24 protein-coding genes and 1 tRNA gene are annotated in these 25,907 nt (G+C 68.8%); 16 read left to right on the top strand and 9 right to left on the bottom strand.

The window, feature by feature from the left end:
- Window positions 1-296: 296 nt before the first annotated feature.
- Window positions 297-770: a hypothetical protein gene (locus tag ACFFJD_RS13510; protein ID WP_382364986.1), complete on the top strand. Its 474-nt coding sequence runs from the start codon at window positions 297-299 to the stop codon at window positions 768-770.
- A gap of 100 nt (window positions 771-870) precedes the next feature.
- On the opposite strand, the gene ACFFJD_RS13505 is transcribed toward ACFFJD_RS13510, so the two are convergent.
- From ACFFJD_RS13505 to ACFFJD_RS13495, 3 genes are all read right to left on the bottom strand, one after another.
- Window positions 871-1,146, bottom strand: a complete 276-nt coding sequence (locus tag ACFFJD_RS13505; protein ID WP_382364984.1) for a hypothetical protein — start codon at window positions 1,144-1,146, stop codon at window positions 871-873.
- Between the two features lie 43 nt (window positions 1,147-1,189).
- Window positions 1,190-1,261 (bottom strand) — tRNA-Gln (locus tag ACFFJD_RS13500).
- Window positions 1,262-1,509: 248 nt separating this feature from the next.
- The gene (locus tag ACFFJD_RS13495; protein ID WP_382364982.1) at window positions 1,510-2,172 is read right to left on the bottom strand and encodes a TetR/AcrR family transcriptional regulator; all 663 of its coding nucleotides are present in this window, start codon (window positions 2,170-2,172) and stop codon (window positions 1,510-1,512) included.
- Between the two features lie 167 nt (window positions 2,173-2,339).
- Between ACFFJD_RS13495 and ACFFJD_RS13490 the strand changes: the two genes are divergently transcribed.
- Window positions 2,340-3,572 (top strand): oxygenase MpaB family protein, encoded by a 1,233-nt coding sequence (locus tag ACFFJD_RS13490; RefSeq protein WP_382364980.1) that lies wholly within the window; start codon window positions 2,340-2,342, stop codon window positions 3,570-3,572.
- 82 nt (window positions 3,573-3,654) lie between these two features.
- On the opposite strand, the gene fabG is transcribed toward ACFFJD_RS13490, so the two are convergent.
- A complete protein-coding gene (fabG, locus tag ACFFJD_RS13485) occupies window positions 3,655-4,410 on the bottom strand; it encodes a 3-oxoacyl-ACP reductase FabG (protein ID WP_382364978.1) in 756 nt (251 codons plus the stop codon).
- 87 nt (window positions 4,411-4,497) lie between these two features.
- Between fabG and glmU the strand changes: the two genes are divergently transcribed.
- Window positions 4,498-5,967, top strand: a complete 1,470-nt coding sequence (gene glmU, locus ACFFJD_RS13480; RefSeq protein WP_382364976.1) for a bifunctional UDP-N-acetylglucosamine diphosphorylase/glucosamine-1-phosphate N-acetyltransferase GlmU — start codon at window positions 4,498-4,500, stop codon at window positions 5,965-5,967.
- A complete protein-coding gene (locus ACFFJD_RS13475; RefSeq protein WP_382364974.1) occupies window positions 5,964-6,941 on the top strand; it encodes a ribose-phosphate diphosphokinase in 978 nt (325 codons plus the stop codon). Before glmU ends, ACFFJD_RS13475 begins: the two co-directional genes overlap by 4 nt.
- Here the strand turns inward: ACFFJD_RS13475 and ACFFJD_RS13470 are convergent.
- Entirely contained in the window at window positions 6,925-7,491 is a 567-nt protein-coding gene (locus ACFFJD_RS13470; protein WP_382364972.1) for a hypothetical protein, read from the bottom strand. The genes ACFFJD_RS13475 and ACFFJD_RS13470 overlap by 17 nt on opposite strands.
- Window positions 7,492-7,523: 32 nt before the next feature.
- Here ACFFJD_RS13470 and arsC point away from each other — a divergent pair, with 32 nt between their 5' ends.
- A complete protein-coding gene (gene arsC / locus ACFFJD_RS13465) occupies window positions 7,524-7,865 on the top strand; it encodes an arsenate reductase (glutaredoxin) (RefSeq protein WP_382364970.1) in 342 nt (113 codons plus the stop codon).
- Between the two features lie 25 nt (window positions 7,866-7,890).
- Here the strand turns inward: arsC and ACFFJD_RS13460 are convergent, their stop codons facing one another.
- Entirely contained in the window at window positions 7,891-8,358 is a 468-nt protein-coding gene (locus ACFFJD_RS13460; protein WP_382364968.1) for a limonene-1,2-epoxide hydrolase family protein, read from the bottom strand.
- A gap of 188 nt (window positions 8,359-8,546) precedes the next feature.
- Here ACFFJD_RS13460 and ACFFJD_RS13455 point away from each other — a divergent pair, with 188 nt between their 5' ends.
- The 8 genes from ACFFJD_RS13455 (at window position 8,547) to ACFFJD_RS13420 (ending at window position 17,060) form a co-directional block, all read left to right on the top strand.
- Window positions 8,547-9,149, top strand: coding sequence for a 50S ribosomal protein L25/general stress protein Ctc (locus ACFFJD_RS13455; protein WP_382364996.1), 603 nt, complete (start codon window positions 8,547-8,549; stop codon window positions 9,147-9,149).
- 8 nt (window positions 9,150-9,157) lie between these two features.
- Window positions 9,158-9,718: an aminoacyl-tRNA hydrolase gene (pth, locus tag ACFFJD_RS13450; protein WP_382364994.1), complete on the top strand. Its 561-nt coding sequence runs from the start codon at window positions 9,158-9,160 to the stop codon at window positions 9,716-9,718.
- A 20-nt stretch (window positions 9,719-9,738) separates the two neighbouring features.
- Window positions 9,739-11,100 carry a GH1 family beta-glucosidase gene (locus tag ACFFJD_RS13445; protein ID WP_382364966.1) on the top strand — a complete coding sequence of 454 codons (1,362 nt, stop codon included), beginning with the start codon at window positions 9,739-9,741 and terminating at the stop codon, window positions 11,098-11,100.
- The gene (locus ACFFJD_RS13440; RefSeq protein ID WP_382364992.1) at window positions 11,100-12,344 is read left to right on the top strand and encodes an MFS transporter; all 1,245 of its coding nucleotides are present in this window, start codon (window positions 11,100-11,102) and stop codon (window positions 12,342-12,344) included. The genes ACFFJD_RS13445 and ACFFJD_RS13440 overlap by 1 nt, the downstream gene beginning before the upstream one ends.
- A 165-nt stretch (window positions 12,345-12,509) precedes the next feature.
- The gene (locus ACFFJD_RS13435) at window positions 12,510-13,589 is read left to right on the top strand and encodes a beta-ketoacyl-ACP synthase 3 (protein WP_382364964.1); all 1,080 of its coding nucleotides are present in this window, start codon (window positions 12,510-12,512) and stop codon (window positions 13,587-13,589) included.
- Between the two features lie 69 nt (window positions 13,590-13,658).
- A complete protein-coding gene (locus ACFFJD_RS13430) occupies window positions 13,659-14,678 on the top strand; it encodes a beta-ketoacyl-ACP synthase III (RefSeq protein WP_382364962.1) in 1,020 nt (339 codons plus the stop codon).
- Window positions 14,679-14,736: 58 nt separating this feature from the next.
- Window positions 14,737-16,344, top strand: a complete 1,608-nt coding sequence (locus ACFFJD_RS13425) for a peptide chain release factor 3 (RefSeq protein WP_382364960.1) — start codon at window positions 14,737-14,739, stop codon at window positions 16,342-16,344.
- Window positions 16,344-17,060, top strand: coding sequence for a hypothetical protein (locus tag ACFFJD_RS13420; RefSeq protein ID WP_382364958.1), 717 nt, complete (start codon window positions 16,344-16,346; stop codon window positions 17,058-17,060). The genes ACFFJD_RS13425 and ACFFJD_RS13420 overlap by 1 nt, the downstream gene beginning before the upstream one ends.
- Window positions 17,061-17,076: 16 nt before the next feature.
- Here the strand turns inward: ACFFJD_RS13420 and ACFFJD_RS13415 are convergent, their stop codons facing one another.
- Window positions 17,077-18,081, bottom strand: coding sequence for an enoyl-CoA hydratase/isomerase family protein (locus tag ACFFJD_RS13415; RefSeq protein WP_382364956.1), 1,005 nt, complete (start codon window positions 18,079-18,081; stop codon window positions 17,077-17,079).
- 81 nt (window positions 18,082-18,162) lie between these two features.
- Between ACFFJD_RS13415 and ACFFJD_RS13410 the strand changes: the two genes are divergently transcribed.
- Window positions 18,163-19,695 carry an ATP-binding cassette domain-containing protein gene (locus tag ACFFJD_RS13410; RefSeq protein ID WP_382364954.1) on the top strand — a complete coding sequence of 511 codons (1,533 nt, stop codon included), beginning with the start codon at window positions 18,163-18,165 and terminating at the stop codon, window positions 19,693-19,695.
- Here the strand turns inward: ACFFJD_RS13410 and ACFFJD_RS13405 are convergent.
- Window positions 19,692-20,330, bottom strand: a complete 639-nt coding sequence (locus ACFFJD_RS13405; RefSeq protein ID WP_382364951.1) for a zinc ribbon domain-containing protein — start codon at window positions 20,328-20,330, stop codon at window positions 19,692-19,694. The two genes, ACFFJD_RS13410 and ACFFJD_RS13405, sit on opposite strands and share 4 nt — an antisense overlap.
- A gap of 190 nt (window positions 20,331-20,520) precedes the next feature.
- Between ACFFJD_RS13405 and ACFFJD_RS13400 the strand changes: the two genes are divergently transcribed.
- The gene (locus ACFFJD_RS13400) at window positions 20,521-22,221 is read left to right on the top strand and encodes an HNH endonuclease signature motif containing protein (RefSeq protein WP_382364949.1); all 1,701 of its coding nucleotides are present in this window, start codon (window positions 20,521-20,523) and stop codon (window positions 22,219-22,221) included.
- 150 nt (window positions 22,222-22,371) lie between these two features.
- Window positions 22,372-24,057, top strand: coding sequence for a vWA domain-containing protein (locus tag ACFFJD_RS13395; RefSeq protein WP_382364947.1), 1,686 nt, complete (start codon window positions 22,372-22,374; stop codon window positions 24,055-24,057).
- 9 nt (window positions 24,058-24,066) lie between these two features.
- Here the strand turns inward: ACFFJD_RS13395 and ACFFJD_RS13390 are convergent, their stop codons facing one another.
- Window positions 24,067-25,902, bottom strand: coding sequence for an ABC-F family ATP-binding cassette domain-containing protein (locus ACFFJD_RS13390; protein ID WP_382364945.1), 1,836 nt, complete (start codon window positions 25,900-25,902; stop codon window positions 24,067-24,069).
- Window positions 25,903-25,907 lie beyond the last annotated feature (5 nt).

Raw genomic sequence — 25,907 nt, 5'->3', positions numbered from 1 at the left:
GAACTTCAATGAGCAGAGCTTGTCACTTCAGATCCGCTACCCGACTTGCGGGCAACTTCTCCAGCCTAGCCACCTGGCTTCCTGACTGTCAAACCGGGCTCGGCGGCCCCTTCCGAGACTGCCTGGCTCGACCGCAACCAGTGAAAGTAACTCTAGAAGATTTACTTCCTCGTTGTCAACCCAATCTCTCGCATTTCTGCGGGAAACTTGCTCGCTGACGACTTGGATTAAGTTACACAGGCGCCAACACGAACACAACTCGGCTGGTCAGGGGCTAGAACAGGTAGCGTCGTGGCATGCAGACCAGGCTTGCCCGTTGCGGGCGACTTCCTCGTGCCCTCTTCACCGCTGCTGTCGGCGCCGCCGTTCTGGCCGGCGTGACCGCATGCGGCGACTACCCGAATGACAAGAGCGGTCCGGGCACCGGAGCCAAGGCCGCGCAGGTGACCGTTGAAGACTTCGTCTCGTCGTATAACGAGGCCAGCCTGGGCGACGCCGTCGAACGGACCGTCTGCCCCGACGCTCAGGGAGACTTCGCCGGGCAGCAGTCGCTCGATGGTTCGCCCTACACCGCGGGCTCGATGACGCAGACGCAACCGGCCTCGGTGAACGGTGACCGAGGCCGAGCTGCCATTCAGGTCGCGAACGCCGAAGTCACCACAGCCTCGTACGAAGTGATCCTCCAGCGGGACGCAAGCCAGGGTTGGTGCATCGCTGCCCTGACGGCGAAGGACACCGCTCCGGGCCAGAACACCGCCACCGCTCGGTAGCGGGCCGCCCGACCCGAGGACTTCGCCCGCAGAGTGTCGGGTTGTGGTTGTCCGGCAGCCACAACCCGACACTCTGCCGGTGGTCCGACCGGAATCGCGGTCAGTAGTAGAGGTTCGGCATCGGGCTGCAGTTGGCCGGGAAGACGGCCGCGGTCGCGCGAGGCGGGACGATGGCGATCGACGGGTACACGATCCCGTTGGGGCAGCGGTACTGACCGAACCCGATGCCGATCACGTCGCCACGGTTCTTGCAGATGGCACCCGTGCACGTGATCCGCGGGCCGGCGGCGGCCTCCCCGGCGCCGAGCGCAGTCGCCCCGAACAGACCGGAACCGACCACGCCCGCGGTCGCCACGATCGTCGCAATCCGTCGCATGCCCATTAGAGATCCCCCCGTTGATTCCCCTACGTACCTGCTGCTCCGCCGCCAGGACTCGAACCTGAAATGCCTGAACCAAAATCAGGAGTGTTGCCGATTACACCACGGCGGATTAATGCGGCTCCGATTGTGCCATAGCGCCGAACCGTACTCACGCGGAGGTTGAACGGTCGGCGCTCCCCCAGAAGCCGATGGCCTCGAGGCTGCGGACCAGGCGTTCCCGGGTGGCCACGAAGCCGCTGTGGATCTCGATACGGATGGCTTCGGTATCTCCCGCGGCCAGGTGTGCGATGGGCCTTCGGTGGCTGGCGACGGCCACGACGCCCCGCGGGTTTCGTTCCGATCGTGCCAGCTCGCGGGCTACTCCGCGCGCAGCCGCACCATCGGGAGGATGAACTCGCGCGCCACCGCGGTCAGCGCGGCCTCGTCGTCGAGCTCGATCAGATCGCTGGGCGAGGTCAGCATCGAGCCGGTCAGCCGCACCATCATGTCCGCGGCCAACACCGCCGAGACATCGGCGTCGATGTTCCCCACCGCCTGCTCGCGGCGGATCTGTTCGGCGACGAAGTCGCGCACCTGAAACATGGTGCGGCTGTCGCCGCCCCCGACGATGCCGGGCACCGCGGTGGCCTCGATCTCCAGCAGCCGCCGAATGAGCACGTTGCCGCCGATGGTGCGCAACGAAGTGACGAATCCCGCGACCACGCGGTCGGCCACGGATTGCGCCTTTCCCATCTCGACAAGGAACTCGCCGAAGTAGCGCTGGAACTCGCGCAACATCACGGCGTCGACCAGAGCGTCTTTGTTCTCGAACTTCCGATAGATGGTGATGCGGGCAGTGCCCGCGCGCCGCGCGACCTCCTCCATCGAGGCCCGGGAGATCCCCGTCTCGCAGAACTGGTCATACGCGGCGTCGAGCAGCTTGGTGCGCGTCTTGTCCTCGGCCTCGACCGGGGTGCGCGCGGCGTCGCGCGCGGCGCCGCGCAGCGCTCGCCCGAGGAGCGAATCCTGCTGCGTCGTCACATCAGATGGCACACCTTTTCCTCCTCACCCAGACCCAACGCCCACGCTACGGCACCGCCGCTTCCGGCAATCCCTTGTGACCCAGGCCACGCCATGTCACCATGTTACAAGTCATCGTTATCTGTTACATCGAGGCGGGCGTGACGCCGCCAGTCAGGAGCAACGTCGTGGCATCCACCGTCAACCGAAGGACCGCCCTGCTGGGCGGCGCGGCACTCGGCGCCGCCGGCGCGCTCTCGGTAACCGGCTCCACCACCGGCTGGACCTGGTCCCCGGCCGGCGCGGTGCCGGGCGAAGGCTCCGGGAAGGACCCGCACGACGTCTGGGACCCAGACTCTGACGACGTGATCGCCGACCTCGCCGCCAAGGGCGACATCGACAAGGTGAATCGACTCCTCAAGCACTGGACCCGCAACGGTCAACCGCTGCCCGCGGGACTGCCGAAAGACCTGCGCGACTTCCTCACCGAAGCCCGACGACTCCCGGCCTGGGCCGACCACGACAAACTCGCCGCCGGCGCGCGCTTCAACGACAAGCGCGGCACCTATCTGGGGGTGATCTACGGCTTCGTCAGCGGAATGATGAGTACGGTGATCCCCCGCGAGGCCCGCGCGGTCTACTACTCCAAGGGCGGCGCCGATCTCAAGGACCGCATCACCAAGACCGCCAAACTGGGCTATGACGTCGGCACCTCCAACGCCTTCGCCCCGGACGGCGAAATGATGATCACCTGCGTCAAGACCCGACTCGCCCATTCCGGCGTCCGCTACCTGCTGCCGAAGTCACCGCACTGGTCCAGCGGTGCGCAAGCCGGGGAACGACTCCCGATCAGCCAGGCCGACATGATGGTCACCTGGCACAGTCTGCCCACCAGCGCGATGCGCCAGTTCCGCAAGTGGGGTGTGCCGGTGGACCCGGCCGAGGGCGCAGGCTTCCTGCACACCTGGCAGCTCAGCGCACACCTGCTGGGCATCAAAGACGAGTACATTCCGGCCACCTGGGCCAGCGCCGAGAGCCAGGCCCGCCAGGTCCTCGACCCGATTCTCGCGCCCACCGACGAGGGCCGCAGACTCGCCAGCATGCTTCTGGACCTGGGTCGCAACCTCGACCTGACGCTGCTCAGCCGCGGCGTCCTCGGCGCGATCACCCGCTACATGCTGGGCGACGAGATCGCCGGCTGGCTGCGAATCCCTCGCGAACCGGTCTGGTCACCGCTGCTGGAGACCGCATGGGGACCGTATGTGATGGTTCGCGAGGGACTGCTCGACGTGGGGCTGCCGCCGAAGGCCTACTGGCTGTTCGACGAATTCCTGCGGCAGTTCGTGCTGCTGTACATGTCGGAGCTGCGCCTTCCGATCAACATCACGATCCCGGAGTACAACAACCCGAACTACCGCTGACGCTGGGGAACCCGAACTACCGCTGACGCTGGGGAACCCGAACTACCGCTGACGCTGGGGAATCCGAACGACCGCCGACCTGTCAGGCCTTGGGTCCGCCGGCCACGTACAGCACCTGGCCGGAGACGTAGCGTGCGCGCTCGTCGGCGAAGAACGACACCGCGTTCGCGATGTCATCGGGCTGACCGGCCAGCTGCACGGCGGTGTCGGCGGCGCAGGCGGCGATGAAATCGTCGAACGGGACACCGATGCGCTCGGAGGTCTCACGCGTCATCTCGGTCTCGATGAAGCCCGGGGCGATCGCGTTGGCCGTCACACCGAAGCGACCCAGCTCCAGCGCGAGAGTCTTGGTCAGGCCCTGCATGCCGGCCTTGGCCGCCGAGTAGTTGGCCTGACCGCGATTGCCCAGCGCCGAGGTGCTCGACAGGTTGACGATGCGTCCCCAGCCTGCGTCGAGCATGTGCCGCTGGCAGGCCCGGCTCATCAGGAAGGCGCCCCGCAGGTGCACGGCCATCACCGTGTCCCAGTCGTCGACGCTCATCTTGAACAGCAGGTTGTCGCGGATCACACCGGCGTTGTTGACCAACACCGTCGGGGCACCGAGCTGCTCGGTGACGGTGTCGACCGCAGCCGCCACCTGCTTCTCGTCAGCCACGTCGCATCCGACTGCAATGGCCTTCCCACCTGCGGCGGTGATCGATTCCACGGTGTCGGCGCAGGCCTGCCCGTTCAGGTCCAACACGGCGATCGCCATGCCGTCTTCGGCGAGGCGACGTGCGACTGCGGCGCCGATCCCGCGGGCCGCTCCGGTGACAATTGCTACTTTCTGAGTGCTCATGGCCAGAAACCCTACTTCGGGTGCGTAGGATTTCCCCCGCACGCTTCGATTTGCGACACATCGCAAGACCCCCTGCGGAGGACTCCGATGCCCGGACACCCCACCAGTTCGCACGACGGCCACCTCGCCGTCATTGTTCTGGCGGCGGGAGCGGGCACCCGAATGCGGTCGAAGACCCCCAAGATCCTGCACGAGATCGCGGGCCGGTCCCTGGTCAGCCACGCCCTGCACGGCGCCGCCGGTATCGCACCGACGCACCTGATCGGCGTGGTCAGCCACGAGCGTGAGCGGGTCAGCGCCGAGATCGTGCGCGTCGCCGACGAACTCGGCCGCCCGGTCGCCATCGCGGTGCAGGACGAACCCCGCGGCACCGGCGACGCGGCGCGTGCCGGACTCACCGCGCTCCCCGACGACTTCACCGGCACGGTCCTGGTGACCGTCGCCGACGCACCCCTGCTCGACGTCGACACCCTGCACGAGTTGGTCGCGGCCCATACGGCGACACCGGCCGCGGCCGTCACCCTCACCAGCTTCACTGTCACCGATCCCACCGGCTACGGCCGGATCGAACGGACCGACGGCGAAGTCACGGCGATCGTCGAGCACAAGGACGCCACCCCGATTCAGCTCCAGATCAACGAAGTGAACGCCGGGATCTACGCCTTCGATGCCGCCGTGCTGCGATCGGCGCTGACCGGACTGTCCACCGACAACGCGCAGGGCGAGTTCTATCTGACCGACGTGGTCAAGATCGCGCGCGAGGCCGGCCGCACCGTCCGCTCGCACATCGTCACCGACCCGCTCGTGGTGGCCGGCTGCAACGACCGCGCCCAGCTCTCGGACTTGGCCGCCGAACTGAACCGCCGCGTGATCCGCCGCCACCAGCTCAACGGCGTGACCGTCGTCGACCCGGCCACCACCTGGATCGACGTGGACGTGACGATCGGCCAGGACACTCGGATCCTGCCCGGCACCCAGCTGCACGGCACCACCGCCATCGGTGCCGACACCGTGATCGGCCCGGACACCACCCTGACCGACGTCGACGTGGCCGACGGCGCCCAGGTGATCCGCACCCACGGCAGCGGAGCCCGGATCGGGGAGAAGTCCGTGGTCGGCCCCTTCGCCTACCTGCGCCCGGGCACGCGACTGGGCGCCGAGGGCAAGATCGGCACCTTCGTCGAAACCAAGAACGCGCAAATCGGCACCGGCAGCAAGGTTCCGCACCTGACGTATGTCGGCGACGCCGAGATCGGCGAGCACTCCAACGTCGGAGCCTCCAGTGTCTTCGTCAACTACGACGGGGAGAGCAAACACCGCACCGTGATCGGCTCGCATTGCCGGACCGGTTCGGACAATATGTTCGTCGCACCGGTGACCATCGGTGACGGCGTCTACACCGGTGCCGGATCCGTCATCCGCGAGGATGTCCCGTCCGGGGCGCTAGCTGTCTCAGCAGGAAAGCAGCGCAACATCGAGAACTGGGTGCTGCACAAGCGTCCCACCAGCCGTGCCGCTGAAGCGGCTCGGACCGCGCAAGAGGAGAGCGACTCATGAGCATGACCACCGACGTCCAAAAGAACCTGATGTTGTTCTCCGGACGTGCCCACCCCGAACTGGCGGAGGCGGTGGCAAAGCAGCTCAACGTCGAGGTGACCCCTCAGACCGCTCGCGACTTCGCCAACGGCGAGATTTTCGTGCGTTTCGAGGAATCGGTGCGCGGCAGCGACGCCTTCGTGATGCAAAGCTGCCCGGCGCCCATGAACCATTGGATCATGGAGATGCTGATCATGATCGACGCGCTCAAGCGCGGGTCGGCCAAGCGCATCACCGCGATCCTGCCCTTCTACCCGTACGCGCGGCAGGACAAGAAGCACCGCGGCCGCGAGCCGATCTCCGCGCGCCTGATCGCCGACCTGCTCAAGACCGCCGGTGCCGACCGCATCATCACCGTCGACCTGCATACCGACCAGATCCAGGGCTTCTTCGACGGTCCCGTCGACCACATGCACGCGCAGGGTCAGCTGGCCGAGTACGTGCGGACCAACTACGGCACCGACAACATCTGCGTGGTCTCCCCGGACGCCGGTCGCGTCAAGGTCGGCGAGAAGTGGGCCGACGCGCTCGACGGCGCACCGATGGCCTTCGTGCACAAGACCCGCGACCCCGATGTGCCCAACCAGATCAAGTCCAATCGTGTGGTCGGCGACGTCGCGGGTAAGACCTGCGTGCTGATCGACGACATGATCGACACCGGCGGCACCATCGCCGGCGCCGTGACCGTCCTCAAGGAGGCCGGTGCCGGCGACGTCATCATCGCCACCACCCACGGGGTGTTCTCCGAGCCCGCGGCCACCCGCCTGGCCAGCTGCGGCGCCAAGGAAGTGATCGCCACCGACACCCTGCCGATCCCGCCGGAGAAGCAGTTCGAGAACCTGACGGTCCTCTCGATGGCACCTCTGCTGGCTCAGACCATCAAGGAAGTCTTCGAGAACGGCTCGGTGACCAGCCTGTTCAACGGAAGCGCCTAGCCACCGCCAGCGCCAGCGCGGCCAGGACCACCAGTCCACCGACGGCCCCGACCACGATCCCGGCGATCACGCCCGCGGAGAGTGTGCCGGGGCCGTCGGCGTTCGGGGCGGCCGCACCGAGCGGCGCCAGCGGCGCACCCGCATGGGCGACGATGTCGTCCGCGGAAACCAGATTGGTGCACAGGCTCGCCGTCCACTGCTGCGCCGCCGCCGGTCCGTCGACCGGCGCTCGCAGCACCACGTATCCCGCGCGGCCGATCGTCAATTCCACGCCGCACGCCGCCGACGTGGCGGGCGTGCTGACCTCGATCCGCTCCGGCAGCTCCCTGCGGTAGCTGCGCTGCACCTCGACGACGTACGTGCGGGTGGTTCCGGACTCGCTCACCGACATCGGGGTGCCCCACACCACCGCGTCGGCCTGCGCGATCACCGATTCCGGCGCCAGCGCGACGCAGCTGCACGCGTAGGCGGCACCCGGCGTCCAGACCGTCGTGACCACCGCCAGCCCGCACAGGGCCGCCACCACCATCGCCGCTCGCCACACCGTCATCTTCCTCACCGTAGCGGCGGTACGGTGAAGGCGTGGACGCGACGATTTATCACAACCCCCGCTGCTCGACCTCCCGCAAGACGCTGGACAAGCTCCGCGACGCGGGCCTGGAACCGACGGTGATCAAGTATCTCGACACCGGCTGGACCCGGCCGCAGCTGGAGCAGATGTTCGCCGACGCCGGGCTCACGCCGGCGCAGGCGGTCCGCAAACGAGAGGCTCTCTACACCGAGTTGAACCTGGCCGAGGCCGACGACGATGCCCTCCTGGACGCGATGGTCGAGCACCCGGTGCTGGTGGAGCGCCCCTTCGTGGTGACCGACAAGGGCACCCGGCTCGCCCGCCCCATCCAGAACGTCGACGAGGTTCTCTAGTCGGCGCTCCGATCGCCGGAGCGCTCTAGTGCGGCCGGGCCGCGCTCATCGGATCCCGCAGCGGGCGACGCAGCGCCGGGATCGCCAGCGCGGCCAGGCCGCGGAGGAATCCGCGGGTGACGGCGACGAAGTCGAAGTAGTCGCGCCAGAGCGTGAGGCGGCCGCCGTCGACCTCGTGGCGACCGCACACCCAGAACGTCATGCGCAACGGCCCGATCCGCAGCTCATCGATGCGCTCGGTGAGCACCACGCCCCGCTCGTCGACGCCGATGGCCCGCATCTCCAGGTCGAAGCCGACCGTCCCGCCGCCCAGGGCGCCCATCACCGTGCCGAAGAGCTTCTTGCCTCGCACCTTCGGCAGACCGACGTTGACGTAGACGATGTCGTCGTCGACGAGTTCGAGCGCCTGCTCCACCCGGCCCTGCGCGAGCGCCTGGAAGAAGTCCGAAACGAGCTGGTCCGCGGTGCGCTGTTCGAGCTTGGGGGCTGTCATCGGCCCATGATAAACTCTCTCCCGTTGTCTCGGCGAGGGTGTTCCACAGCGTGGGAATCACCGTAATCGGCGCGATCTGGAAGGCACTCCCGCTCGTCGGGTGGTTGTTCGTCTCGGCCGTCGTCTGCCGCGTAACCACCCACACCGGTTCGGATCAGATCGGACCGCACGAGAAGATGGAGAACTCCATGTCGACCCCCAAGCTGAGCACCAGCCCCCGCACCGACACCGGCAAGGGCGCCGCCCGTCGTGACCGTCGCGCCGGCAACGTCCCCGCCGTGCTGTACGGCCACGGCTCCGAGCCCAAGCACCTGCTGCTCCCGAACCTCGCGCTCGCGTCGATCCTGCGCGGCCACGGCGTCAACGCCGTCATCGATCTCGACATCGACGGTGAGAGCCAGCTGGCCCTGACCCGTCAGGTCGAGGTCCACGCGACCCGCGACTACATCCAGCACGTCGACCTGCTGATCGTGCGCCGCGGCGAGAAGGTCATCGTCGAGGTGCCCATCGTGGTCGAGGGCGAGCCCGGCCCGGCCGGCGGCCTGGTGGTCCAGGACGCCAGCACCATCGAGATCGAGGCCGACGCCATGTCGATCCCGGAGCACCTGGTCGCCTCCATCGAGGGCCTGGAGCCGATCGCGAACGTCACCGCCGGCGACGTGATCCTGCCCGAGGGCGTCACCCTGGTCTCCCCGGCCGACCTGCTGGTCGCGTCGGTCAACGAGGCCAAGACCGCTGCCGAGCCCACCGAGGACGAGGCCGCTGGCGACGTGGCGGAAGCCGCAGAGTAATTCCCACTCTGATCGTCGGGCTGGGAAACCCCGGCCCCGCTTACGAGAAGACCAGGCACAATATCGGCGCCATGGTGGCCGACAGCCTGGTCTTCTCGTACGGCGAGAAGTACACCGTCCACCGCAAGTCGGGCGCCGAAGTGGCGACCGTGCGGATCGGCGGTTCCCCGGTGCTGGTCGCCAAGGCCCGCACCTACATGAACGTCACCGGTCGGCAGATCGGACCGCTGGCCAAGTACTACGGCGTGACGGCCGACGACGTGATCGTGCTGCACGACGAGCTCGACATCGATTTCGGTCAGGTCCGCCTCAAGCGCGGCGGCGGCGAGGGCGGACACAACGGTCTGCGTTCGCTCACCTCGGCCCTCGGCTCGCGCGACTACCTGCGGGTGCGTCTGGGGATCGGGCGCCCGCCGGGCCGCCAGGACCCCGCCGACTTCGTGCTGCGACCCTTCCCATCGGCCGACCGCGCCGAGGTGGACCTGTTGATCGGCAACGGCGTCGACGCCGCCGAACTGCTGGTGCAGCAGGGTCTGGAAGGCGCACAGAACGTCGTCCACACGTGGTGAACGTGTTCTAATCTGACACTGTGCCCTCTCTGAATACAGCGTCTCCCGTCCCCCTCGACCAGTTGTCGCGGCTGCGTTTCTCCGCCGCCACCGCCGCCTTCCAGATCGAAGGCGCCCGCACCGAGGACGGTCGCGGGACCAGCATCTGGGACACCTTCGTCGACACCCCGGAGCGGGTGATCGACGGCTCCACCGCCGACCCCAGCGCCGACAGCTACCACCGTTGGCGCGAAGACGTCGCACTGGCCGCCGACCTCGGCCTGGATCGGTACCGCTTCTCCATTTCGTGGGTTCGCGTCCAGCCCGACGGCCGCGGCGGCGCCAATTCCCTTGGGCTGGACTACTATTCCCGCCTGGTCGATGACCTCCTGGAAGCGGGGGTCACCCCCTTCCCCACGCTGTACCACTGGGATCTGCCGACGACGCTGGAAGCCGACGGCGGCTGGCTCGCCCGCGACACCGCGTTCCGCTTCGCCGAGTACACCCAGCTCGTCGCCGACCGTCTCGGCGACCGGGTGGAGCACTGGTACACCCTCAACGAACCGGCGATGACCACCTTGCAGGGCTATGCGGTCGGCGAACTGGCACCGGGCCGCTTCCTCTTGTTCGACGCGCTGCCGACCGTGCACCACCAGTTGCTGGCGCACGGCCTGGCGACCGACGTGCTGCGTCGCGCCGGCGCGGAGTCGGTGGGGCTGACCAACAACCACACCCATGTGCTCGCCGCCGACGACAGCCCCGAATGCGCCGCCGCCGTGCACGCCTACGACCTGCTGCACAACCGGATCTACGCCGATCCCGTGCTCCTCGGCGCGTACCCCGACCTGACGGCGCTCGGCTCCCCGGAACTGCCGATCGAGGACGGCGACCTGGCGTTGATCGCCCAGCGCCCGGACTTCTACGGCATCAACTTCTACAACCCCACCACCATCGGCCCGCCCCCGGCGGACAGCCCGATCCCCTTCGATCTGCTGCCCACCCCGGGCGTGCCGGTGACCGGTTTCGGCGAAGACTGGCCGATCATGCCCGAGACCCTCACCGCACTGCTGCTCGATTTCGATCGGCGCTACGGCGAGGCCCTGCCGCCGATGATCATCGGCGAGAACGGCGCGTCCTTCCCCGAACCGGAGACGGCCGGGCGCGTCGAGGACGCCGACCGCATCTCCTACCTGGACGGGCACCTGCGGGCGGTCGCCGCCGCCATGGCCGACGGCGCGCGCGTCGACGAGTACACGGTGTGGTCGTTGATCGACAATTTCGAGTGGGCCGACGGCTACACCCAACGCTTCGGTCTGGCGCACGTCGACTTCACCACCGGGGAGCGCACGCCGAAGGCGTCCTACGATTGGTACCGCGCACTGATCGCTCAGGCCCGCGCGTGATGGCCCGCGTCGGGAGACGCTGGCTCACCCTCTTCACCCTCGCCTGGCTGGCCATCTGGATGGTCCAGCTGACCCCGCTGCAGCTGCTGCTGCCGCTGCAGCTGGACGATCAGCTCTCCGACGGCGGCGACCATTGGGTGCGCGGCGTGGTGGTCTCCGGCCTGATCCTGGGCATCGGCGGGCTGGTCGCGGTGATCGCCGGACCGATCGCCGGCGCCGCCTCCGACCGCACCGCGGGTCTGCCCGCCTGGCTCGGCGGCCGACGCCGCGCCTGGGCGCTCGGCGGGGTGTGGCTCGCCGCGATCTGCCTGGTCTTCACCGGCCTGGCGCACCTCCCGGCCCTCGTGGCCCTGGCGTGGATCGGCGTCTCCACCGGCATCGCGGTGGCCTCGGCGGCGTTCACCGCACTGATCGCCGATCAGCTGCCGTCCGATCAACGCGGCGCCGCCTCGGCCTCGGTGGGCTCCTCGCAGGCCGCCGGCATCGTGGTGGGCGTCGGGGTGGTGGTGACGCTCGGCCTGAGCGTGCTGGCCGGCTACATCTTCCTGGCGGCCACCGTCGCGGTGATCGGCACCGTCGCCGCCCTCGGCCTGCCCGACCCCCCGGCGGTGCGGGACGTTCGAGCAGCACTCGTCGAACGCGACCGGTTCCGCTCGCTGCGAGACCGGGACTTCGCCTGGATGCTCGTCGGGCGCCTGGTGACCAACATCGGCAACGCGCTCGGCACCTCCCTGCTGCTCTTCTTCCTGCTCTACGGACTCGATCAGGACGACACCGCGGCCGAGAACAACCTGCTGCTTCTCGTGGTGGTGTACACCGTCTTCGTGGTGCTCGCGTCGATCGTCTCCGGGCTCGCGTCCGACCGCACCGGCCGCCGCCGCATGCCGACCGTGATCGCCGCGGGCGTTCAAGCGTTGTCCGGCGTCCTCATCCTCGCACTGCCCACCTTCTCGATGACACTGGTCGCCGCCGCGCTGATGGGTGTGGGCTACGGAGCCTTCTCCACCGTCGGGCTGGCCTTCGCCACCGACCTGCTGCCGCACGAGGAGGACCACGGCCGCGACCTGGGTGTGGTGAACGTGGCCGCCTCCCTCGGCCAGCTGCTGGGCCCGATCATCGGCGCCGGCCTGGTGGCCGCGATCGGCGGGTTCTGGCTGCTGTTCCTGATGGCCTCGGTGCTGTCGGTGGCCGGCGGTCTGCTGACGGCGTTGGCGCGGGAGAAGATGCCGATCCACGTGACCTAACTCATGTCCGCCACCGGGGCGGACCGACCTCCCATGACCCATTGGTTACTATCCCGTAACTGAGGGGTCAAAAATAAGGACGACGTAGACCTACGCCGGTCCACGACAAGACGGGATTGCGCTGTGGCGAATCTGGCTACTCCTACCGGCCATCAGAACGTATCCATGCTGGGCATCGGCGCCTGCCGCCCCGCCCGCCTGATCAGCAACGACGAGCTGTGCCGGGTGATGGACTCCTCCGACCAGTGGATCTACGAACGCAGCGGCGTCCGCAATCGCCGCTGGATCTCCGGCGACGAAGACATGCGCTACCTGGCCAAGACCGCCGCCGAGCGCGCCATCGTGAACTCCGGACTCGATCGCAGCAAGATCGACCTGTTGATCCTGGGTACCAGCAGCTGGCCGTACAACACCCCGCACGGCGCGCCCATCGTCGCCTCCGACGTGGGCCTCAACGGCATTCCGGCGTTCGACGTCTCCGCAGGCTGCGGCGGCTTCGGGTACGCGCTCGGGGTGGCCGCCGATGCCATTCGCGCCGGCAGCGCCACCTACGCGGTGGTGATCGGCGCCGAGACCATGTCGGTGGGCCTGGACCCCACCGACCGGAGCACCGGCTTCATCTTCGGCGACGGCGCCGGCGCCGTCGTGGTGGGTCCCACCGAGGAGAACGGCATCTCGCCGATCGTCTCCGGCAGCGACGGCGAGAACGCCTCCGCGATCGCCCAGAACATCGACACCGTGAGCTACATGGCGCGTGCCGTGGAATACCAGGGCAAGGACGCCGAGACCGATCCGGTGGGCCGCATGACCATCTACATGGAGGGCCCGCGCGTGTTCCGCTGGGCGGCGGTGACGCTGCCGAAGGCGCTGACCAACTCGCTGTCCGAGTCGGGCCTGGGGCTCGACGACATCGACGTGTTCATTCCGCATCAGGCCAACGCCCGGATCAGCGAGCTGCTGAAGAAGAATCTGGGTCTGCCCGACGACCTGCCGATGGCCAGCGACATCGAGAACACCGGCAACACCTCGGCCGGCTCGATTCCGCTGGCGATCGAGGAGATGCTGGCCACCGGCAAGGCCAAGGGCGGCGACACCGCGCTCCTGCTCGGCTTCGGCGCGGGCCTGAGCTACGCCGGCGCCGTGGTGACCCTGCCGCCGGCGCCGAAGGTCACCAGCTTCGACGGCCTCGCCGACGCACCCGTCGGCCCGCTCGCGGCACACCTCGCGGGCGTCGACGGCGACTGAATCGGCCCCGCGACACTCATGTGCGCGAACTACTTTTGAGTAGCTCGCGCACATGAGACATTTGATTTCATGGTGGAATTCGCGGCACTGCCCAGCATCTCCAATTTCGGCATGCTCTCGATCGGCGCCTACCGGCCCGATCGCGTCGTGACCAACGACGAGATCTGCGAACGCATCGACTCGTCCGACGAGTGGATCTACACGCGCACCGGAATCAAGAGCCGTCGCTTCGCCCGACGCGACGAGACCGTCGTGGAGATGGGCATCAACGCCGGCCGCAAGGCCATCGCCAACGCCCTGCTGTCCGGATCGGACATCGACGCGGTGATCTTGGCGACCAACACGCACCTGCTGTTGACCCCGGCCGGGGCCACCAAGATCGCCACCGAGCTCGGCGCCAACGGCGTGCCGTCGTTCGATGTGACCGCAGGCTGCGCGGGCTTCGGCTACGCGATGGGCCTGGCCTCGGACATGATCCGCGGCGGCACCGCCACCCACGTACTGGTGATCGGCGCCGAGCAACTGTCGGTCACCATGGATCCCACCGACCGGACCAACTGCTTCATCTTCGGCGACGGCGCCGGAGCCGTGGTGGTGGGACCGACCACCGGGCTCGAGCTCGGGCCGGTGGTCTGGGGCAGCGACGGCAGCCAGTACGACGCAATCCGTCAGGACATCGACTGGATCACCTTCCTCGACGGCGACGACCACGAGAACCGCCCCTACCTGCGACTGGAGGGCACGGCGGTGTTCCGCTGGGCCGCCTTCGAGATGGGCAAGGCCGCCCAGCGCGCACTGGACATCGCCAAGGTGGACGCCTCCGACATCGATGTCTTCGTGCCGCACCAGGCCAACACCCGCATCAACCAGTTGTTGGCCAAGCACCTGAACTTCCGGCCCGAGACGGTGATCGCCAACGACATCGAGACCGCGGGCAACACCTCCGCCGCGTCCATCCCGCTGGCCATGGAGCAGTTGCTCTCCACCGGTGAGGCCAAGCCGGGCGACACCGCACTCCTGCTCGGCTACGGCGCCGGCCTGAGCTACGCCGCCCAGGTGATCAAGATGCCGCCGATCCCCTTCGAATGAGCGCCGGAACGCCACGGCGCTTTTGCTCCTTCCTCGCTCGGGCCGATAGCGTGAACGGGTGAGTTCAGAGGCCATCGCACGCGAAGTGAAGCGCCGTCGGACCTTCGCCATCATCTCCCACCCGGACGCCGGCAAGTCGACGATGACCGAGGCGCTGGCGTTGCACGCCCGGATGATCAGCGAGGCGGGCGCGGTACACGGCAAGGGCGGTCGACGCTCCACCGTCTCGGACTGGATGGAGATGGAGAAGGCCCGCGGTATCTCGGTCAGCTCCACCGCACTGCAGTTCGCCTACGAGGGCGCGCACAGCGGTGACGTGCCCAACGTGATCAACCTCGTCGACACCCCCGGGCACGCCGACTTCTCCGAGGACACCTACCGCGTCCTGACGGCCGTCGACGCCGCGGTGATGCTGATCGACGCGGCGAAGGGCCTGGAGCCGCAGACGCTCAAGCTCTTCCAGGTGTGCCGCCACCGCGGCATCCCGGTGATCACCGTGGTCAACAAGTGGGACCGTCCCGGCCAGACGCCGCTGGAGCTGATCGACGAGATCACCGACCGCATCGGGCTGATCCCCACTCCCCTGTTCGTGCCGGTCGGTATCGCCGGCGACTTCCGCGGTCTCCTCGACCGCCGCACCGGTGGCTTCATCAAGTTCACCCGCACCGCAGGCGGCTCCAAGATCGCCCCGGAGGCGTTCTTCACCGCCGACGAAGCGCTCGAATCCGAGGGCGACGCGTGGATCGCGGCGGTGGAGGAGAGCGAACTGCTCGGCGAGATGGGTCAGGACCACGACCAGGAGATGTTCCTGGCCGGACAGACCTCGCCGATGATCTTCACCTCGGCCATGCTGAATTTCGGGGTGCGCCAGCTCCTCGAATCGCTGGTGGAGTTCGCTCCGGCACCGGAGGGCCGCGACGGCATCGACGGCACCGAGCGCGCGGTGACCGATCCGTTCAGCGCGGTGGTCTTCAAGGTGCAGGCCGGTATGGACACCAGCCACCGCGACCGGCTGGCGTACATGCGGATCGTGTCCGGCGAGTTCGAGCGCGGCATGGTCGTGACGCACGCGCAGACAGGCAAGCCGTTCGCCACCAAGTACGCCCAGGCCGTCTTCGGTCGGGACCGCTCCACCGTGGACACCGCCTACCCGGGCGACGTGGTGGGCCTGGTCAACGCGATGGCGCTGGCACCCGGCGACACGCTCTACATCGACCCCAAGATCCAGTACCCGCCGATCCCCTCGTTCGCGCCGGAGCACTTCTCCACGCTCCGGGTGACCACGGCCGACAAGTACAAGCAGTTCCGCAAGGCCATCGACCAGCTCGACGCCGAGGGCGTCGTGCAGGTGCTGCGCAACGACCTGCGCGGCGACGCCGCACCGGTGCTGGCGGCCGTGGGCCCCATGCAGTTCGAGGTGGTCACCGCCCGGATGAAGGCCGAGTTCAACGTCGACACCATCCTGGAGCCGCTCGGCTACTCGCTGGCCCGTCGCACCGATGAGGCCAGCGCACCGGATCTCGACCGTCAGCGCGGCGTGGAGGTGTTCACCCGTAGCGACGGCGCGCTCCTGGCGTTGTTCGGCGACAAGTGGCGCCTGCAGTTCATCGAGAAGGAGTTCCCCGATCTGATGTTGGCCCCGCTGGTGGCCGCCGCCGACAACTGATGCGCGCTCCCCGGCCGGCGCGCACCGCCGTGGTGCTCGGCCTGACCGTCCTGGGCCTGATCGTGACCGGCTGCACGGACACCGGCGAGGAGCCGGACCGGGCGGACGACGACCGCGCGGTCTCGTCGTCCGCGGCCGCCCCGCAGGCTCCGGAGCCCGCACAGCGCCGCGCACTGGAGGCCTGCGGCCAGACCCCGCCGCCCGGCCGTGTGGTGCGCAGCGGCTACGGCCTGGACTACTCCAGCGGCTCGATCCACGTCGGCGTCTACCCGTACGCCGGTCCGGGAGCGGTCTGCGTCGAGTTCGCCAAGAGCGGTCCCGCAGACCCCCAGGTGCCGCCGGACACGCTGCTGTTCACGTTCGCCGGTCCCCGCGGCGAAGGCGCCCAGGTGGAATTCGATTCGGTCTCCTTGACCGGCGGGGTCCTGCCTCCGCTCGGCAACGGCTACGTCCCGAAGGTCGGCCCGCTGGACTATCCGATCAACGCGCGCATCGGGGCGTCGATCGACGGCGTCTACTACTCCGCGGATCAGTGTTCCCTGCTGCTGCGGACGGTGACCGCCGAGGTCGCCAGCGGCCGCTTCGATTGCGCGGCCGCGGCCGCCCGCGCCGCGAACCCGTTCGCGCCCTCCGACGACGTCGACTACAATCGCGACGACCTGGCGCTGCCGGCCCCGACGGTCTCCCTGTCCGGCTGGTTCACCGTCAAGCACTGAACCGCGCCGGCCACCGTCACTCGCCGACGATTCGCGCCACGGTCGTCGGGTCGACGGCGTCGAGGGCCGCCGGCTCGAACGCCGGGTTGCGGTCCTTGTCCACCAGCACCGCCCGCACGCCTTCGATGAAGTCATGGGTCGCGGTGATCCGCTCGGCCACCTGCAGTTCCCGCTCCAGGCACTGTTCCAGCGACGACTGCGCGCCCGCCTCCAGCAGGATCGCCGTCACCGCGAGGCTGGTCGGCGAGGCCGCGTCCATCAGGTCGGCGGTCTCCTGCGCCCAGTCGTCACCGACGGCGCCGCGTAGGCCGCCGAGGATGCCCGCGGCACCCGCCCCGACCTCGAAGTAGCCGGCGATCTTGGCCAGCGGGAGCTCGGTGCTCACCGGCTCGCGGTGGTTCTCCAAGGCCGCCCGAAGCCCCAGGCCCGAGCGGATCGCCTCGGCCACCCCGTCGAGCTGAGCGGACGGCACGAAGTGGGTGGCCAGCCCCACGGCCACCGCGTCCGCACCGCGCAGCCGCGCCCCGGTCAGGCCCAGCCACAGGCCCACGCCGTCGGGCAGGCGCGGCAGGAAGTACGTGGAACCCACGTCGGGGATGAAGCCGATGGCCGTCTCGGGCATGGCGATGAGCGCCCGCTCGGTGACCACGCGCACCTCCCCGTGCACGCTGATGCCCAGGCCGCCGCCCATCGCCGGTCCGTCGATCAACGCGACATAGGCCTTCGGGTATTCGGCGATCAACTGGTTGAGTCGGTACTCGGCGGCGAAGTAAGCCGAGACGGCCGCGGTGTCCCCGTCGAGGGCGCTGTCCCGGATGGCCCGGATGTCGCCGCCAGCGCAGAAGGCGCGCTCGCTGGCCGAGGTCACCAGCACCGTCTCGATCGCGTCGTCGTCGGCCCAGGCCAGCAGCGTGGCGTACAGGTCGTCGATCATCGACTGGTCGAGGGCGTTGAGGGCCTGGGGCCGATCGAGAATGATCTCGCCGACGTCGCCGTGCACGGTGGTCCGGATGTAAGACATGCCCCACACGCTAGCCCGCGGCCCGAGCCGCGGAAAAACAGTGGCCGAGCCCCGGCCGCACGCCGTAGCCTCGGCTACGATATGTCTTCCCCCTCCCTGATCGCCACCGACCTGCACTTCGCCTGGCCGGACGGCGCACCGGTCCTCGACGGAGCCGAACTGACCCTCGGCCCCGGCCTCACCGCGCTGGTGGGCGAGAACGGCGCAGGCAAGACGACGTTGCTGGAGATCCTCGCCGGCCAGCGCTCGCCCGACCGCGGTGCCGTGACCCACGACGGCCGGATCGCCCTGGTGCGCCAGGAGTCCGCCGCGCCGGCGACCGCGGCGACGGTGGCCGACGCTCTCGGGATCGCGAGCAATCGCACGGCCCTGGCGCGGATCGAAGCCGGGAGCGTGGACCCGGGCGACTTCGACGCCGTCGGCGAGGACTGGGATCTGTCCGCCCGCGCCGTCGCGCAGCTGGACCGCCTCGGCCTGCCCACCGACCTCGATCGCCCGCTGGACCGGCTCTCCGGCGGCCAGTTCCGGTCGTTGGCGCTCGCGCGCGCCCTGCTCGCCGAGCCCGCGGTGCTGCTGCTGGACGAACCCACCAACGACCTCGACGACGCCGCACGGACACGGTTGCAGGCGGCCTTGGCCGAGTTCGGCGGTGCCGTGCTGGTGGTGAGCCACGACCTGGAACTTCTCGACCGCGCCACGCACACGCTGGAACTGCGCGAGGGCGGGCTCCGCTCGTTCGGCGGCAACTACACCCACTACCGCGAGGTGCTCGACGCCGAGGCTCAACTGCACGCCGAGCAGACCGCGACCGCGGCCGCGCAGGTGCGGCGCGAGCAACGCCAGTTCGACGAGGCGCAGACGGCGCTGGCACGTCGCCGTCGTACCGCCGCTCGCGCCCAACGGGAGAAGCGGGTGCCGCCGATCGCCGCCGGACTGCGTGCCAACAAGGCCCAGGTGTCGGCGGGCAAACTCGAACGGGGCCAACGCGATTCGGTGGCCGCCGCCCGCGCCGACTGGGCCGACCTGCGCGCCGCCGACCGGCGTTCGGCGACGCCGACGCTGCGCCTGGAGAACCCGGACCTCGGCAGCGGCACCCAGGTGGTCGTCGACCCCCGGTTGCCGATCACCGGTCCGGAGCGAGTCCTGGTGGCCGGCGGCAACGGCACCGGGAAGTCGCGCCTGCTGGCATCGCTCACGGCCGACCCCGCGGCGATCGTCGTGCCCTATGTCTTTGTGCCGCAGATGATCTCGTTCGCCGACGAGGACCGCACCGTCGCCGAGGCCGCTTGTGCGGTGGCGCGCGACGCCGAGCCCGAGAGGGTCCACGCCCATCTGGCCCGGTTCGGCTTCGTCGGCGACCGCTCGCAACGGAGGCTCAGTGAGCTGTCCGGTGGTGAACGCCTGCGCACCGGGCTGGCTCTGGCGCTGTCGGCCACGCCGAACCCGAGTCTGCTGATCCTCGACGAACCCACCAACAACTTAGATCTGGGTACCGTCGAGGCCCTGGTCGCGGTGCTGTCCGAGTGGACGGGAGCGCTGGTGCTGGTCTCCCACGACCGTGGCTTCGTCGAGCGGGTCGGCGTGGACCGCACCGTGGTGCTCGGCGGTCGCTAGAGCAGGCTGCCCCCGCATTCGCAGCAGAACACCGCGCCGGGCGGATTCTGCGCCTGGCAGCCGCCGCACGCGCGCACCGCGGCCAGGGCGGTGCCGCAGTTGCCGCAGAACTTGCCGCCGGTGGTCTGCGACTGGCAGCCCGGGCACCGCGGCACCGATTGCTGCGCCACATCGATACCGTCGATCAGCGGGGTGTCGCGCAGCTTGTCGCGCAGCTGCGTCTCCCGCGCCTGTGCCTGCAGCTGGGCCAGTTGCTCGGACTGGATCGGCGTGCAGCGGACGCACTGACCCACCTGATCGTTCCAGCAGACCTGCTCGCACACCCAGTCACCGCAGCCGCGGCACTGCACGAACATCGGGGAGATCTCGGTGACGGCGGCGCGCAGCGCGGCGTCCTTCTCGGTCGAGTTGGTGCCGCGGTCGAGCGCGCTGCTGGCCTGGTAGGCCAGGGAGCTGCCGCGCCCGCCCAGGAAGCTGCCGACGCCGCGCAGCAGCGCCCCGCCGGTCTTGCGCATGCTCCGCCGGAAGGCCGAGCGGTAGCCGTTTCCGCATCGTTCGCACCGGAACTCGAACTGGTAGCCGTCACCGTTCGAGAGGTCCCGATAGTTGTCGGTAAAGGGCATTGAGGACGACACGGACAATCCTTCCGAAAACAACAAGTCTCACGATCACTCCTCGCACCGATGCCCCGGTCGGCAGAATTCGGTCGGAATTCTCGGGAAAGACGAGGTCGCCGGGCCCAATCTTGTCGTAGGGCGGGTCTAACATTTCTTTAGAACGTCAGATCCACCAGGGGTATCGGCTCACTCGGGGAGGTGAGTAGCCATGACACAGCGAACCGCTTCGATGTGGCCCGACGCCGACCTGACCGGCTGCGGCCTCCCCGCGCCCGGCACCGACCTCGCCGGCCTGCCGACGTCACGTGTCGTCGGCGCGATCGCTGCCACCAAGAACGGACACTGCTTCCTCGACTGGCAACTGTTTCAGTTCGCGCTGTCGCTGCACTCGCGTGTCTGCACCTCGATGAGCGACCTCGTCGCGACCCAGAAGTCGCTGATCGACGCCGAAGCCCAGACGACGCTCGAACTGCAGATGAGCCTGGAGAGCACCCAGTACGCCGCCGAAGCGCTCCTCGCCGACGCCCTCGACGCCCGAGAACGACTACCGCGCGTCTACGCCACCATGCGCCTGGGCCTGATCGACCGCGACCGCTTCCACCGCATCGCCCACGAAACCCGACTCGTCTTCGACGAAGCCCTCATGAGACAGATCGACACCCTGATCGCCAAGGAGATCCTGGGTGCACAACGCGGCTACACCTCGATCTCAGTCACTAAGACAGGCGCGCTGGCCCGTCGGCTGGTCGCCGAGAACGATCCCGATGCCGTGCGCCGCGAACGCGACGGCGCCAAGGATGGCCGCAGCCTCGGCCACCAGAGCCTCGAAGCGGGCATGGCGCAGCTGTTCCTCACCGCGACCGCCGAGGACGTCCGCCTCGCGCGGCAAATGCTCGACGCGGTGATTGCCGGCCGCTGCCCAGCAGATCCGCGCACCAAAACCCAGGCCCGCTCCGATGCGGCGATCGCGCTGCTGCAGCGCAAGCCGTTCACCTGCGAATGCGACAGCGACGGCTGCACCGCGCAGATCAGCGAGGTCGAACTCGACGCGCGCGCGGCCCGCATCGTCGTGCACGTCCTCTGCGACGCGACCACGCTGGAGGGCGGCGATAAGTGCGGCTATCTCGACGGACACGGGCCGATCTCGGCGGAGCATGTGCGCGAGATCGCCGCCCGCGGTGACGCCGTCATTCGTCAGCACAGCCTCGACGACCTGCTGGCACCCAACGCCGCTGCCGGGCAAAACTCGGCTGCGCGACCGGAAGAGGCTGCGCTGCATCGACGAGCACCCCGCCCCGAAACCCCGGACGAGCGCCGGGGCGATGACACACGGCCTCCCGCAGAAATCGGTGGAGAACCCGCCGCGGTGATCGCGAAAACGTCGTTGCCGAGCGATCCGTATCGCCCGAATCTGCTCACCGACCTCATCGCGCGGTTCCTGTGGGGCACCTGCTCCATCCCCGGGTGCGAACGAGCAGCCTTCGCCTGCGATCTCGACCATGTGGCCGAGTACGACAACGTCCGACCCGACCTCGGCGGACCCACCTGCGTTTGCAACCTGTTGCCCAAGTGCCGCTATCACCACCTGGTGAAAACAAATCTGGAGGGCTTCGTCGACGACCTGTGGATCGACTCCAGCGGGCGCTATCACTCCAGTGTCACCACCCCGATGGGACAGACAGTGGAGGTGCTCGCGCCCAACCAGTGGCTGATCCCGCGCCTGACCGACCTCCGCTGCACCCACCAACTCGCCGGCCAGCACGCGACCGGAACCGCCAGCGGATCCGTCGAAGACGGCCCGCAACGAGCCCGCACCCGCACGGCGGCCAAGCACGCCCGGCGTCGCGCCGAACGCAAGGCCAACCACGACCGTCGTTTCGCCGGACTGCCCGACGAGCCGCCGTTCTGAGCCCGGGAGGCCCAAGGCCGAAGGCAACCTGTCACGCGGGCACGACGACCTCCCCCGAACGGATGAACCCGGCGACGCAACCGGTCCTTTCGAGGTCCGTATCGGACGAAGCGATACGCAACGATGCGGAGCCGTCCTACCGTACGAGGCATGAAGGCGTTGGCTCGAAATCACCTGCTGCCGTTCGTGATCCTGGTCGCCGTGGCAAGCCTGATCCTGGCGGGCTGTAGCCGTTCGGTGCCCGGCGAACCTCAGAAGATGCCACCGGCCGCGGCAGGCGAGACGAAGGCGGTGCCGACCGTCGTGGTGCTCGACGCCTCGGAGTCGATGCAGACCGCCGACGCCCCCGGGCCACGGATCGAAGCCGCCCGCAGCGCAGTCACCGCGCTCGCTGACAGCCTGCCCGAGGGCACCGATTTCGGTGTGGTCGCGTTCGGTTCCACCAAGCCGGTGAGTGTCGGCCCGGAGCAAGCCTGCACCGACGTCACGACTGCCGTTCCCCTCGGCCCGCTCAACAAGGCGCAGCTGCGGACCACGCTCGACGGACTGGCGCCGCAAGGCTTCACTCCGATCGGTAGCGCGCTGCAGGCGGCGGCCGATCAGCTGCCCGAGAGTGGAGCCGGATCCATCGTGCTGGTCTCCGACGGTGCCTCGACCTGCGCCCCCGACCCGTGTGAGACCGCTGCACGGATCCACCAAGACCGGCCGGACATCACGATCAGCGCGGTCGGCTTCCGCACCGACGATTCCGGCCTGGAATGCATCGCCGACGAGGGCGGCGGCCTGTTCGTCACCGCCGACAACGCCGCGCAGCTGACTGCCAGGCTCGCCGCAGCACAGAACGCGCAAGTCGCTGCCCTACGGCTGTCGCCCACCTCGCGCCACGGTATCGAGATCGGCCAGAGCCTCGCCGAAATTCGCCGCAGCCACCCGGACTTCCCGGCCAGCGGCCGCACCGACGGCAAGCGGGTGATCTACGTCTACGTCGACTGCACCTACGTTTTCGAGGACGAGGCGCTGGTTGAGATCGGCCCCGGTGACCCGCCGGGCAGCGCCGGCACCACGATCGATGGCGTCACCAAAGGTACTCCCGGCACACGGGCCGTCGAACTCTACGGCCAACCGGTCCAGGACTCCGACGGGGTCGCGATCTTCACCGCCGACCAGGCTGCCGGCACCGCCTACCGCATCGGCTACACCGGCGGGGACAGTATCGACACCGCCACCGTCACCACCGTCGTCCTGTGCCGCTGCCTACCCGGCACCGGCGGTTCCACCAGCGGCGGCCCCGAGGCGAACCGCGTGGTGGCCGTCGACAAGTCGGGCAACCCGATCAACGGCTTCACCCGCGGCAAGGTCAACCCCATACCGTACGAGGCCGAATACTGCCGCCCCGGCGTCGGCGCGATCACCAAAGGCGTCTACTTCTGCGGGGCGGGCGCGTCCGCGGTACCCAACTGCTGGCCCGCCGGCGGCAAGAAGATGCTGTGTGCCTTCTCCCCGACGCAGAAGGAACTGATCGAGATCACCCTGACCGGGACCCTGCCGGACGACGGCCCGAAAGACGACCCCATGCCATGGACTCTGACCCTGGCAGACGGCACCGAATGCCTGCAGAAGTTCGCCGGAGCCTGGGATATGCCGCCCCCCGGATTCAGCGACGCATACAGCTGCAAAGCGACTAACAGCGGCGACTACAAGTTCGTCTACCTGCGCACGAACAGCGCTGAACTGTTCGACAAATCCGGTGACGCATGGAAGGTCTGGTTCGGGAACAACAAGTCCGCACCGCAGCAGGTCGCGGTCGCCGAGGTGACCTACTCCGCGGCCGAGTGATCGAGCGGGTCACTCGAGCAGTTCGGCGGCGGCCATCCACTCCAGTTCGGCGGTTTCCTTCTCGGCGATCACCTGCTGCAATTCCTCATTGAGTGCGGCCAGGCGGTCGGGGTCGACGGCGGCGTCGATCATCGCCTCATGCAGTTGGTCCTCGCGCTTGCCGAGCTTCTCCATCTGCCGTTCGGCGCGGCTGACGGCCTTGCGCGCGGCCTGATGCTCGGCCGGCGTCAAGCCCGACGTCGCCTGCGGGACAGGCGATTTCGTTGCGCTCGCAGCCTTGTTCCGGCTCACCGCGGCCGCCGCATCGCTGGCCCGCCGCTCCAGGTACTGGTCGATACCGCGCGGCAGATTGGTCAGCGCACCGTCGCCGAACAAGGCCCAGGTGCTGTCGCAGATGCGCTCGATCAGGTACCGATCGTGACTGATCACCACCAGCGTGCCCGCCCAGCCGTCGAGGATGTCCTCCAACTGCTGCAGCGTGTCGATGTCGAGGTCGTTGGTCGGCTCGTCCAGCAGCAGCACATTGGGCTCACCCATCAGGACACGCGTGAACTGCAGCCGACGCCGCTCACCACCGGACAGATCGCGGATCGGGGTGCGCTGACGCGCCGGTGAGAAGCCCAACCGCTCGGCCAGCTGGCTGGCCGAGAGTTCCTTGTCGCCCAGCATCACGTGCCCGGCGACCTCCTCCACCGCCTCGAGCAGGCGCATGTTCTCGTCCAGGTCGTCGAGTTCCTGCCGCAGCCAGCCCAGCGAGACCGTCTTACCGACGATCCGCCGCCCCGGCGCCACCGACACCTCGCCGGCCAGTGCGCGCAACAGTGTGGTCTTGCCCGACCCGTTGACCCCGACCAGACCGATGCGCTCACCGGGCGCCAGGCGCCAGGTGGTGTCCGTCAGGAGCACTCGACCTTCGGTGCCGTCGGCTGCGGAGGGCGCCCGAACCTGCGCGTCTTCCAATTCGATGGCCACCCGGCCCAGCCGCCGCTTGGCGAACGCCGACAGCGAGACGCTGTCCCGCGGGGGCGGCACGTCGGCAATCAGCTTCTCGGCCGCCTCCACCCGGTACCGGGGCTTGGAGGTGCGGGCGGGCGGGCCGCGCCGCAGCCACGCCAGTTCCTTGCGCGCCAGGTTGCGGCGGCGTTCCTCGGCGGCGTCGGCCAGCCGCGCACGCTCGGCGCGCGCGAACACCCAGTCGTTGTAGCCGCCGTCGTAGGCGTCCACCCGTCCCGAATGCACCTCCCAGGTGCGGTCGGCGACGGTGTCCAGGAACCAGCGATCATGGGTCACCACCACCAGCGCACTGCGCCGCGCGCACAGGTGCTCGGCCAGCCAGTACACACCCTCGATGTCGAGGTGGTTGGTCGGTTCGTCCAGGATCAGCAGATCGGCGTCGGTGATCAGGGCCGCGGCCAGCGCGACTCGCCGCCGCTGTCCGCCGGACAGTGCCGACACGTCCCGCTCAAGCAGTTCGTCCACCCCGAGACCGGCCAGAACCCCGCGGATCCGCGAATCCGCGGCCCACTCGTGTTCGGCGGTCCCCGCACCCAGCACCACTTCGAACACCGTCGACCCGGCGGGCAGTTCACCCCGCTGGGTCACCGTCACCATCTCCAGGCCGCCGGTCCGCGTGACGCGACCGGAATCCGGTTCGGTGATCCCGGCGATGATCTCCAGGAGGGTGGTCTTGCCACCACCGTTGAGGCCGACGACGCCGATGCGTTCGCCCTCGTGCACCCCGACGCTCACCTCGTCGAGCAGCGGCTTGATGCCGAAGCTCTTGCTCACCTTCTCGACGATCACCAGCGAGGTGTTGGTGCCCGCATCTGTCGGACGGCGTGCCATGTTTC

Source organism: Gordonia phosphorivorans (assembly GCF_042432625.1).
GTDB classification, from domain to species: Bacteria; Actinomycetota; Actinomycetes; order Mycobacteriales; family Mycobacteriaceae; genus Gordonia; species Gordonia phosphorivorans.
This window is presented reverse-complemented; position numbering and strand designations above follow the sequence as displayed.